The 12067-nt window shown below is 36.2% G+C and carries 13 protein-coding genes; 5 read left to right on the top strand and 8 right to left on the bottom strand.

Annotation, left to right across the window (positions count from 1 at the left end):
* Positions 1–39: 39 nt before the first annotated feature.
* From NEF87_RS14410 to NEF87_RS14440, 7 genes are all read right to left on the bottom strand, one after another.
* Positions 40–648 carry a histidine phosphatase family protein gene (locus NEF87_RS14410; RefSeq protein ID WP_457916359.1) on the bottom strand — a complete coding sequence of 203 codons (609 nt, stop codon included), beginning with the start codon at positions 646–648 and terminating at the stop codon, positions 40–42.
* Positions 649–724: 76 nt separating this feature from the next.
* Positions 725–1357 carry a nitroreductase family protein gene (locus NEF87_RS14415; RefSeq protein WP_457916360.1) on the bottom strand — a complete coding sequence of 211 codons (633 nt, stop codon included), beginning with the start codon at positions 1355–1357 and terminating at the stop codon, positions 725–727.
* Between the two features lie 206 nt (positions 1358–1563).
* A complete protein-coding gene (locus NEF87_RS14420) occupies positions 1564–2673 on the bottom strand; it encodes a hypothetical protein (RefSeq protein ID WP_457916361.1) in 1110 nt (369 codons plus the stop codon).
* A 13-nt stretch (positions 2674–2686) separates the two neighbouring features.
* Positions 2687–3910, bottom strand: a complete 1224-nt coding sequence (locus NEF87_RS14425) for a hypothetical protein (protein ID WP_371802099.1) — start codon at positions 3908–3910, stop codon at positions 2687–2689.
* A 13-nt stretch (positions 3911–3923) separates the two neighbouring features.
* Positions 3924–4904 (bottom strand): 2-oxoacid:acceptor oxidoreductase family protein, encoded by a 981-nt coding sequence (locus tag NEF87_RS14430; RefSeq protein WP_371802100.1) that lies wholly within the window; start codon positions 4902–4904, stop codon positions 3924–3926.
* A gap of 269 nt (positions 4905–5173) precedes the next feature.
* The gene (locus tag NEF87_RS14435; protein WP_457916362.1) at positions 5174–5518 is read right to left on the bottom strand and encodes a hypothetical protein; all 345 of its coding nucleotides are present in this window, start codon (positions 5516–5518) and stop codon (positions 5174–5176) included.
* Positions 5519–5660: 142 nt separating this feature from the next.
* On the bottom strand, positions 5661–6629 hold the full coding sequence (locus NEF87_RS14440; RefSeq protein ID WP_457916363.1) for a hypothetical protein: 969 nt from the start codon (positions 6627–6629) through the stop codon (positions 5661–5663).
* A 167-nt stretch (positions 6630–6796) separates the two neighbouring features.
* On the opposite strand from NEF87_RS14440, the gene NEF87_RS14445 reads away from it, so the two are divergent.
* The 4 genes from NEF87_RS14445 (at position 6797) to NEF87_RS14460 (ending at position 9595) form a co-directional block, all read left to right on the top strand.
* Positions 6797–7348, top strand: a complete 552-nt coding sequence (locus NEF87_RS14445; protein ID WP_457916364.1) for a Rab family GTPase — start codon at positions 6797–6799, stop codon at positions 7346–7348.
* Positions 7349–7736: 388 nt separating this feature from the next.
* Positions 7737–8633: a glutamate formimidoyltransferase gene (gene ftcD / locus NEF87_RS14450; RefSeq protein WP_457916365.1), complete on the top strand. Its 897-nt coding sequence runs from the start codon at positions 7737–7739 to the stop codon at positions 8631–8633.
* A 10-nt stretch (positions 8634–8643) separates the two neighbouring features.
* Positions 8644–9267 carry a cyclodeaminase/cyclohydrolase family protein gene (locus NEF87_RS14455; protein WP_457916366.1) on the top strand — a complete coding sequence of 208 codons (624 nt, stop codon included), beginning with the start codon at positions 8644–8646 and terminating at the stop codon, positions 9265–9267.
* A gap of 118 nt (positions 9268–9385) precedes the next feature.
* Positions 9386–9595, top strand: a complete 210-nt coding sequence (locus tag NEF87_RS14460) for a hypothetical protein (protein ID WP_371802106.1) — start codon at positions 9386–9388, stop codon at positions 9593–9595.
* A gap of 21 nt (positions 9596–9616) precedes the next feature.
* Here the strand turns inward: NEF87_RS14460 and NEF87_RS14465 are convergent, their stop codons facing one another.
* A complete protein-coding gene (locus NEF87_RS14465; protein WP_457916367.1) occupies positions 9617–11428 on the bottom strand; it encodes a radical SAM protein in 1812 nt (603 codons plus the stop codon).
* Positions 11429–11692: 264 nt separating this feature from the next.
* Here NEF87_RS14465 and NEF87_RS14470 point away from each other — a divergent pair, with 264 nt between their 5' ends.
* Positions 11693–11992 carry a hypothetical protein gene (locus NEF87_RS14470; protein WP_457916368.1) on the top strand — a complete coding sequence of 100 codons (300 nt, stop codon included), beginning with the start codon at positions 11693–11695 and terminating at the stop codon, positions 11990–11992.
* Positions 11993–12067 lie beyond the last annotated feature (75 nt).

A 12067-nucleotide genomic window follows, 5' to 3' on the forward strand; every position in this document is an offset into this window, starting at 1 on the left:
TATTTCGGTGACACAACTGAAGGAAAAACAAGAAGAAATCTAGAAATCTTTCCCAATTAAAATACCTTGAATTTGTCCATCCAGAATCTCGATTTTTGTATCCATCATCCCTACGTTTGGCCAATCGTTTGTAAGTAAGTAATCAATCTCAAAATTGTCTAATATTGCGGGAATGCATTGGGTTAGAATCCCTCCATGACTCACTACAACAACCGTTTGATGGGATGTGGTTAATACTGATCGTAACCCGGATTTCATACGATCTAGAAGAGTGTAATAGTTTTCGCCATCCAGAAATGATAAATCTTTTTGACCTTGATTCCAACCATTCCACACTTCCATAAAAGAAGAATAAATCTCTTCAGAAGGGGGATGTTTTTCCAAATCTCCTACGTTTAGTTCACGAAATGATTCAACAACTTCAATCTGAGCATGAGTTGTATTACTGATCCAAGTTGCCGTCTCCCAAGCACGTTTTAAAGGAGAAGAAAAAATGAAATCGATCTGCTTATCTTTCAACTTTTCCGCGATTTTTTTAGCTTGGAAAATTCCTTGTGGAGTTAACGATTTATCCACGATTTTGTATGAAAATTCGCCAGTAAGATTTACGTATGATTCTCCATGACGAACAAAAATAATTCTCATCATAATTTCATTTTCACCATTACATTCCTCATTTTTCATTGAGCAAGTTTTAATTATTAAGAATTAACCAGTGAATTCGTTACCATGAATTCCGATGAATGTGATTATCTAATTGTAATTCATGTTGAGAAGGAAGCTTTATCCCTTTTTTTGGATAACCTAAAGCAAGAATACATGGAATTTCATACTCCTTTGGAACTCCTAATATTTCTTTTAGGACCGCGGAAGAATTAGGAATCCTCGTGACACCTTGAATTCCTTCAGATGCAGCAGCTAATAGAATATTCTCGATGCATAGCCAAATTGATGCAAATTCATTTAGATCTGATAATTCTTTTGGCTCTAATAAATTGTGATCTTGAAAAAAACACGGAATAATTAATGCTCCGGCCGTTAAAATCATTTTTGCTTGAAGCGGAATGGCATGAAGAAACATTTCTACTTGAAATTCATCGATTAATCCCCAATCATCCACAAGTGCCCTTGCATTTTGCGATTTCAAAAGATTTTCTCCCCTTTCCCCCACAAGTCCTTTGCGAACTTCTTGATCAGAAACAACAATAAAATGCCAATTGCGTAAGTGATCATTGGAAGGTGCTTTCATACCTGCTGAGATAATTTTCGTTATTATTTCATTACTTACATTCTTTTCCTCAAATTGCCTTACAGTTCTTCTCGAGTCAATTATAGAATAGATATCTGATTTCCTCATTATGGTTCTATATAGAACTATTTCATATAAAAATTTTTTCATTGGAGTTAAAAATCCATAATTATGGAAATAATTAAACCTCAAAAATATGTTCTTCCCTATTCTTTATAATCACATAAGCAACTCCAGGAAATTAACTTGATAAAATATGCTTTCTAATTTCCTCAAAATGAAAAAGTAAAAAAAAATCATTAAATGTGTGCCATTTAATATGGGGACAAATCCGAATTCATGATTTGATACCCGGAACTACGTACAATCGCCGATTTCAAGAATTGATGCCCAATGTTCACTGTGGATCCATCTCCACCGAAATGAATGATGTAAGGCACGGTTTGCTTGATCCCTTTGTTCTTCATGATCCGATACGCGGTTGAAGCGGCATCGGCACAGGTAGCTCCACTCTCGAAGAGTTGGTGCATCCAGGATGCTTGCCACGAAGAGACATCATCTTTGCTGGTTGCGACTTCTAAACAACACGTATTGTTGAAATAGAGAATGTCTTTTCCTGCCACCATATCGGCCGCTGATCCGACTTGATTAATGACCATCCCTGCACCGCAGCCCGGGCAAAGACCGTGGCCTGGATTTATATGATGTTGGTCTTTCACTTTCACCATTTGGACTGCATACCGCAAGACTTTGTCATCTCCGCCGAAAGCTTGCAAGAGCTTGTTCAGGTTGGTATTGCGAGCCTTGACTTGAGTCATGATTTCGTCAATATTTTTCTCTAAAAATTCGGGTTTCAAGAGATGGCGGAATTTACCTTGGGATTTGATGAGATCTAAGACCTTGTCTTCATCCGTGGCGATATATTCGCCGTTGGCTTCATCACCCTTGGCCATGCCAGGAGCCTTATTGTAATAGTAGGTAGGCGTGCCGTCCTTCACCTTCATAGTGATTAGAGGCCAGTAGCCCGATTCAGTGGCGAGTTTGGCCACCTTTAGGGTGTCTTTTCCAGCATGTCGCCATCCTCGAGGACATGGGGCGTAAATTTGGATAAAGGCTCCCCCCTCTGTTTTCATAGCATCCATTACTTTGCCCATTAAGTCCATCGGATAAGCAATGTTAGCTGTTGCGAAATAAGCACTTTTATGACCTAACATAGAAAAACCGGGAATGAAGTCTTCTTTAATACCTATCTTACCTTTGACTTTTTCGCCACCAGGACCTGTGGTAGTGCTTGCTCCGAATGGTGTGGTGCCCGATTCTTGAATTCCGGTATTCATAAAGGCTTCATTGTCGTACGAAATGTATAGGACGGAATGACGTTCTTTCCGTGCTAAAATATCTTCCATTTTAATTGTTGTTGTCATGATAATCACCTGCTTAAAAGCGAACCTCCCACATTTTGTCCTTAGTTTCGCGGACACCGAGATAATCGTAGAGGCGTCCTTTGTTATCAGAGACCTTTTCCATTTTCTTGGCGGCATATTCGATTTCATCCTTGGTTACATCACGTCCACCGAGTCCTACAATAAGAGAGCGAAGAACGACAGGAAGGCCAAAGAGGGCACTGGCAACGGATTTGCCTACTGGAGGTAAGATACCAGAGAGGTCATCGTCTTTTTCAAGAATAACAATTTTTTCAATGCCATGATCTTCCACGAGTTTACGGAGTTGGGCGGCAGGGAACGGTCGCCATGATCGGAGTTTGATCATACCAATACCGTGCTTTTCGAGACCCCAGCTCAAGATGTTACCACACATGGAACCCATAGTGAGAATAACGGTCTTGGAAGGGTTATCGAGGTTGTATTCTTCAATCAGATGATAAGAGCGTCCGGTCATCTTTTCAAAATCACGGAAAGCAGTTTCCATATGACCAAAGACTTCTTCCTTGGCTAAATCTTGACCTAATCGTCCTTCAGCAAAGTAATCAGGGGTGACAATGCCACCCCAAGTACCGGTGTTTTCAGGATTCAAGTGATGGCGTGGTTTTTTCGGAGTGTATTTTAACACATCGGCATCAGGAATGGCCATAAACTTTTGGGCGCTGTGGGAAATAATAAATCCATCGTGCACAAATTGGGTTGGGAAGAGGGAATCTTCACTAATACGGGAAGCAATAATGGAAGAGTCATAGGTTTCCTGCACGTTTTCGGACACAATAACATTCCAGCCCATATCAATAAGGGTGAATTCCCATGAGTTCCAAATGGACAAGTTGGGAGAGTTAAAAGCACGAGCTGAGATTAACATAGTTAAGGGTACTCGCCATCCAACAGCCATGGGTAGACATTCGGTCATTAATAATAATCCTTGGGATGCAGTGGCCGAAAAAGTTCTAGCCCCTGCAGCACAAGCAGCAGTGCTGAATGCACATGCGGCTAATTCAGATTCAACGTTAACGAAAGCAGCTTTTAATTTTCCATGGTTAACAACATCGGAAAGACCTTCAACGGATTGAGTTTGGGGTGTAATGGGGAAGGCGCAAAGCACGTCTGGGTCTGTTTGAGCAACACCACCCGCAACGGCATAATTTCCTGTCATAGTTAATTGAACAGGTTCTTTAATTTCCTTAAAGAAAGGATTCATTGGTTGTACTGACATTATATCCTACCTCTTAGCATTTCATTTTCATCGTGAGTGCTTTATGCACTTCGCCGGTTTCTTTATCTTTTTTGCCTGGACAAACAGTCACACAGGATTCACATCCTTTGCAATGGAATTCATCCACTCCAATGACATACATCTTACCATCACGTTCTTCACGGGTGATGGCTAAATCAGGGCAAATAAAGACACAATTTTGACAATTAATACAATATTCTGGGTGAAATTGGGCAACGGCCACTCCCCATGCACCTGTGTTAACACGGGCAGATCCACCATCAATAGCGCTGGTGTACCATACTCCGGCTTTGTCTAATTCTTTGGTCCCTAATAATCCTAAGGCAATATGGCTCCAATCTTTTTTATAGTCTGTTTCCAAACTAAGTTTAACACTTTCATCACATGGATAAACAGTTGTAGCGTCTGGGACGGTTTTAATTGCATCCATGTTTTTTTGAGCGATTTTTGGATTAAATTGTTCCGCAACCGCATCAGCCAATTGATCAATACCAAAGATTTCAGGAGCCACTTTAACTAAAGCGCCTAAAATTAAGGTATTGGTAATATTTCGTCCGAGAAATTCCAAGGCGATATTGGTGGCATCAATTAAGGCAATGTTAATCGCTGGTGGATTATTTTTTCCGATGATTTCACGAATTTCTTCAATAGGGCGGCAGGTATTAATGATTAAATAGCCCCCAGGAACAATTCCTGCAGTGCAATCTACATCGAATAATAAGCTATCATCTAATACTGCGACGTATTGAGGACTATAAACTTGTTCATTCGTTCTTACTTTTTCATAGTCTTTCGACATTTTTGCGAATGACAAAACGGGTGCACCCATCCTTTCGGCTCCGAAGTTAGGCATACATGTACCTAATCCGTCAAAAGCCATCATACAAAGTTGGGCTGCTGTGACTGCGCCTTGTCCTCCTCGTCCGTGGAAACGGACAAGGTATCGGGGGGCGTCTTTTACATTTTCGGTCATTATAAATCAACACTCTTTTAATGAAAAAAGAAATTGAATGTCGCGTTTTGAAAATTTTTGAATCCTTAAGTATTTTCTTAAAGTCGGTGAAAAAGATAAAAAATACTTTTTTAAAGTCGGGAAAAGGAAAAAAAAGGACGAAAAAATTACCAAAGACTTACAGCTAAAATCTAATGTTTTGGATTTTAAATGAATTAGGATGGTTTTTTGTCGCAATTGAAATATCTTAATGGAAAAAAATTTAAAGTATTTGAAGTTTAACCGAAATTTTACCGCAATTTTGATTTCCAATAATCCGGATCATAGCCGTTGGAGATGAAATCGTCCCCATCTAATCGAAAAATGACGAATGGGGAAGCCATACGAGTATTTAACTTATATTTACTTTGAATATATGTTTTAATGGCTTTTTTTTGAACGAGATCTAGTTTATCCAAGTACATTAAATTGAAATTAAACTTATTATCTTGAAGAAAACTAATTCCCTTTTTACAATAAACGCACGTTGTTAAGGAAAAATAAAATATTTCTACCCTTTGCTGTGTTTTTTGCTCATTTTTTTTTTTTTCCCATGGCAACTCAGGGAGAATATCTCGTGTAAGATCATATTCCATACAAAGATTTTAGTAGATTTCCCAAAAAAACTTAAGGTTTCGAAAAAAAGGAAATTTCACAAATCTCCCTATAATCTCCAAGCAATGTCATGTCTCCACTAATCGTAAAAATATCTTCTTCTTCTTACTCTTTCCGACGGTCTTATTGGAAAATGGGGATGTTAAAAATCTGCCACATGGGTTTTTGTTCCTTATTGACTTTGTCAATAGCACGTTTAACAGGGGGATAAAGTTTGATTAAATCTGAAATTTCTCCAATGACACTTTTTCCATCAGTGACTTTATGAATTAAAGAAGAGCAGAGTTCAGTTGGGGCATTCAAATAAATCGCTTCGGTTAAAATAAGTTTTTGATATAATTCAAAGGTTTGCCGTCGATAAGCTGAAAACAGGTTTTCAATGGTATCTCCAAATTCACAGTATCTATCAGCATCAGTCACTCCATAGCCAATGTCTTTTGGAAGAATATCTCCATAGATTTCTTCAAACTTCTGTCCCAATTCATTTGCTAAATCAATTAGGATTTGTTCAACCAAGTAACTCAATTTCATTTCAACATGCGTCAGTACTGCCACGATTATTTGTTGTCCTTTACTAAATCGTAACTCGCTGCTTCCTGATCGAATAAGATTCAATCCTTTTTTCCATCCCATATTTTCGGCGAACGAATTGATTGCACTCAGTAACCCTGATACCAAATTTTGGTTGACTGGACATTCTTTAATTTCGCCGTATAATTCAAAATGAAAGAGACAAAGCCCATTTTGAGCAATAATATAGACTTCTGGGATCTCTTCCTTGTGGGGTGTCTGAAGCGAAAAATTTTGGGATAGTTCCGAAGGCTTTAATTTGATTTTGTGATTTACGGGTTTGTTCAGACCGTTGTGTGAGATAGTTGGTAAATTGTATCGTTCCTGTAGACTTTCCATGATTTGACCGAGATAATTATAATATTCTAAAAATTCGGTATAACTCATTTCAGAATTAGATTGGTTGAAAATCAAGTTTTGAAGTGCTAAATCTTGTTCAGTGGATATAATCGAAAACGATTCAAGATCTTTGTTTTTAATCGCCCATTTTATTCGATTAGTTTTTTCCAAATCTAATTCCATTCTAACTATATCATAAAATTCACCCTAATATTTCTTCTGTCGCGTATTTCTGAGGAAAAAAGTACCTAAAAGTGATCTCATATGTGTCTTAGGATTAGAGGTGTAATCGTAGTAAATCTTGATGGAATTCTTCGACCTTTAAAAAAGTAATTTGAATAAATTCTTGTATGTCTTCCATAGCACCATGTAAAATAGTTATCGCAGGAGATGGGGGTACAGGAAAATCGACATTGATAACCTCCAAAAATACAGGAAAATTTAAATTGGGGTCGAATATTACCATAGGTGTTGATTTTGCTTGTATGGATATTGCATTTCGGGAATCAAAATATCCCTTTTTAATTTATGACCTTGGAGGTCAACAGCGATTTCAGTTTTTACATGATTCATATATTACCGGTACCAAAGGGGCCATAGTTTTATACGACTTGACACGTGAAAAAACCTTTGATAATATATCGACCTGGTTGGCTTTACTTCATAAAGAAAATCCTGCCATGCCCATTTTATTAGCTGGATCAAAATGTGATTTAGTTCAACCGGAAGACATTTCTGATTTTAAAAAGCGATGGAACACACTATTTCGATCTCAAGCCCCTAAATCGAATGTTATTGGTCATCATTTTATTTCTTCTAAATCGTTTGAGGGAATTGAGGATTTGTTTACTAAAATTGCAAATGAAGTCCTCCCCTCTTTCCTTCCAGTCACTTGTGCTTAACGGAAATAAGATAAGTTAACAATAATTCAGAACTTGAATGTTTTAGGTTCAATTTATTTCTCATTCTTTAGAAAATCTACTCTACCTTTGATCCAACTTTTAATGTGAACCTAGAAATAACTCATTTTAGTTCTTTGGAAAAATTTTTCATATAATTGAAACAACATAATCTGGCTAAAAACCCAAAAAATCAAAAAATCATTTTCTTCCTTGAGTTTTAGATTCTTGGATATATTCTCTAGAAAAAACATAACATTTTTCTGATAATATTCTAAAAAAACTTGAAAAAGGTTATTCGAGAACAAATGCTTTTTAATCTAAAAGACATTTCATAGATTTAAACCTTAACTAATCTTTATAGTTATATCACAAAGGTGAAAATAAAATCATGGCATTAGTAGAATTGGTACCAAATTTCTCTGAAGGGAGAAGACAAGATGTTATAGATAAAATACTTGCAGCTATGAAAGAAGCAAGTACAGCCAAAATAATTGATTCGCGAGCAGATCCAGATCATAATCGATTAGTTGTCACAATTGTTGGAGAACCTGAAGAAACGTTTAAAGCGGGGTTTGCAGGAATTAAAACAGCCGCAGAATTAATAGACATGGATGAACATCAAGGTGAACATCCTCGGGTAGGTGCTACCGATGTAGTTCCTTTTGTTCCTGTTACAGGAATTACTATTGAAGAATGTACGGAATTAGCAAAACGCTTAGCCAAAAAAGTTTCTGATGAATTAGGGATTCCTACTTATTTATATGAAGCAGCTGCAACTCGGCCGGATAGAGAAAATCTTGCAAATATACGTAAAGGGCAGTATGAAGGATTAAAAGAAGCAATTAAAACTGATCCTGATCGAAAACCCGATTTTGGACCTAGCGAATTACCCAAAGCAGGAGCAACTGTTATTGGTGCTCGAGAATTCTTAATTGCTTATAATATTTATTTAAATACCGATGATGTTGAAATTGCAAAAACAATTGGCAGAAATATTCGGCATAAAAATGGAGGTTTTGCATACTGTAAATCCATGGGATTCGCAACAAAGCCATATGTTCAAGTATCGATGAATTTAACCAATTATAAAGAAACTCCTATGGCGATGGTAGTAGAGACTGTACGAAATGAAGCACGACGATATGGTGTTGCAATTACAGAAACAGAAGTCTATGGGATGATTCCCGTTGATGCGCTCTTAGATGCTGCAGAATATTATTTACAGCTCAATGGAAAGTGGAATCGTTCTCAAATCATAGAAAAGAAATTAACGGAAATGGAATAAGGTGAATAGTTTGTTAAAAGATTTGACAGTAGAAGGATTTATTCAAGAACTCGCATCTGATAGTGCTGCACCTGGAGGAGGTTCTGCAGCTTGTTTGGCGGGGGCTTTGGGTGCCGGATTGGGGGCGATGGTTTCCCGTTTAACAATAGGAAAAAAAGGGTATGAAGCATTAGAACCTTTTTTTAAAGAGAAAATTGTTGAACTTGACGAACTCCATAAAGAATTAACTGACTTGATTGATAAGGATGCAAACGCGTTTAATGGTGTAATGGCTGCTTTTAAGTTACCCAAAAATACTGATGAAGAGAAAGCGGCTCGATCAGCGAAAATTCAAGAAGAGTACAAAGTTGCTGCTTTAGTTCCTATGACGACAGTCCGTGCGTGTAAAAAAGTGTTAGATATTTTACTCGAAATTGGAACCAAGGGAAATAAAAATGCCCTCTCTGATGTAGCCGTAGGTGCATTAAATGCTTTAACTGGATTGAAAGGAGCTGCGCTTAATGTAGAAATTAATCTTCCTTCAATTAAAGATGAAGCATTTAAATCAGAAATGACGCGAGAATTAGCTGAAATTATGTCCAATTTGGATTATAAGATTTCTAATCTTGTGATAGAAATTCGTGATCTCTTTTAATAAAAAAAAGTTCTGATCCGTCTTTTTTTTTATCTTACTTATGAACCCTATTCGTAAAGGAATTAAAGGATGTTGAATTTGGTTTAGCTATAGTTATCTGTAATTTGTTGTGATTAAAATGAGCAAAAAATTCGAAAATTTCGATTCCTTTTCCGAAATTCGGTTACCAAAATCACTACAAAACGTCCCTCGGTGTGATTTTTGTGAAAAGCCTCTTCCAAAACGTCATGTTGTTCATGTAAACCAATGTCAAGATACTGCAACTCACAAATTTTGTGGAAAAGTTTGCAAAGAAAATTGGTGTCATGCTCAACGTAATGCAAAATGATTTTTTTCGACAAAAAATCTCTTATTTGGAACAAACTTCTTTTATGGAGGGTTGTATTTTTAACAGTCGGTCAATTATTTCAGGAAAATTTTCATTCCATTCAGAAAATGTTTTCGGTTGAATTGATTTAATGCTTATTGCTCGTTTTTTGCCAATTCCGTCAATACTCTCCAGTTCTTTTTGTGAGAGTTCGATTAGATTGACTGGAGATTGTAAACATGTAATTGATCGCTGTCCGTGATTTACGATTAGTAAATTATAATACTGCTTTAAGGGAAGTTTAGTGTGGACAAAACATATTATCGGATAAGTTCCTGGTTGTCGCAGTAAAGTTGCATTTCCTTCATGTTTTTCAGCATAGCAATTACTTAATTCACGCCCAATTGGGTATATTTTTTTTAACATTGGATTATCTATTTGTTCTCGGATTAACTCTTTCCAATGGTAGTATTTTGAAGCAAATTTAGTGAGATGTTTGGAAATTTTCCTTGCATTTTTTTGAGGAATTGAAGTTGGAACCATAAATTTTCGGAGATTAATGCGTCGAAGCAATAAATTTTGTTCTATAACCGAAGATAGAAATTCAAAGCATTCATCTAGTGAAGTTTTCGTTTCACCTGGGAGGCCCATAATAAAGTTTAATCCTGGAAGAAATTTTGGAGATCCATTTTCACCAATATCGCTCCCATAGAGATTGATTATTTTAATTGTTTCTAAAATTTCGGGAGCTGTTGCTTTTAAATTATTTTTTATAATAACATCATTATCAACAGATTCCACCCCAATGGCTGCAATATTTCCAGCGGTACAATACTTTACTATTGCTTTGGTTATCTGAGTTGCTTCGTCAGGATAAAGAACAAAATTAAGGGCATTTACATTGTCAATATGCAATGTTTTTAAGTCTGGACATGCATTCCGGATGGAAGAGAGTAAAAATTCAATCACCTCGGGATTGGGTCGCGGATATTTAGGATGATCAAATGCTTTATGTTGAAATGCATAAAAATCAGTTTGGCTTCCTAGGCGAAAATGTCTTACACCTTGAGAATATAAGGCTACTATTTCCGCAATTACTGAATCAGGCGATCTATGCAATGTTTTTCCTTTAAGGGGTTCAATGCAAAATGCACATCCTCCAGAATGATATCGCGGGCAACCTCTAAAGGTTTCAATTTCACATATTAGATTACCACCATTTCCTTCACTGTAATTGGGATGGGAAGGAATTAGTTTAGCTCCTTCTATTGCAAAATCTCTTATTTCTTCCATTGATTTTCGTTCAAAACGAGAAATTTCCTCAATATTTTCGGGTAATTGAAACGTAGATAGAAATTCTCCTGATAGAAGTTTATTTAATACAATTTCTGGATCACCATAAATTATTAAATTGAAAATTTCCTTCAATTTTTCGGCAGAGATAGAGGTTTTTCCTCCTTCCTCTCCAATACCGTATTTTGTGGCAGGACCGCATAGAATTGTAAAGGAATTTGTTAGTAAATGACCATATCTTCGCAGTTCTGAAAACCGAATAGGCTGACTTGTCAAATACTTACCTGGAACAGAAACACCCGTGATGAAAATGGTTATATCATATATTCCAGATATGAAATTTTGTATGGATTCACCTTGGTTTGTTTCAAAACGCTCTTGTTGCGTTTTTTTTTCTTGGGATTTACGGAATTGATCTATGGTGACATAATTAATTTGTGAGTTAACTGGTAGATTTTTTTTAACAGATCCAAAAATGTAACGAGCTAATGGGCTTAAATAAGGTGGGACGCCTAAGCATCCAGGTGTATCGATATATCCATCAATTATCAGTAATTTCATCTCATTCACTCGTTAGTTATAACATTTCAGATGGCTATTGTTTGATAGTTATTTTTAGTCTGTATGTCGAGAGATTAATATTTTGCCCTTATTGCGTTGATTTTATATTTATATAAAAATGGGAAATATCGTGATGTTATTTCTTAAATATTTTATTCCCAAAATTCGGAAATCAATCGATTTTTGTCGACAGACGTTTCAAGAATTTTAATAAACCAACATAGCTAGGACGCATAAATGAGACTTCTTTAATAATAGATTAATATGATTAGTACGATCGCCGTTTCAAAATTAGAAATTCAAAATTCCTCAATCCAAGATTTAATTCATTTTCAATTCTTGTTTCATTCCAAAACTCTCAACAAAGCGGAAATCATTATAACTTATCAATTACCTCGAATAACAAATTCTCTGCTCAATCAACTTCCCCATATTGTACGTACTAAGCGTATTTTGGATGAGATCAATGTTTGTTCATATTTACATAAAACTGTTGAAGAAGAAATCGGTCATAGCCGCTTTTATTCCATATTTAGGGATCATTATAGATTTGAAATAGATTAAAAATAATTTTAGGATTAAAGGGGGTAATTTTTGATGTTTTTTCAACCATAAATTTAATCTTACCTTTATCTTAAT

Source organism: Candidatus Lokiarchaeum ossiferum (assembly GCA_025839675.1).
GTDB classification, from domain to species: Archaea; Asgardarchaeota; Lokiarchaeia; order Sigyniarchaeales; family Promethearchaeaceae; genus Lokiarchaeum; species Lokiarchaeum ossiferum.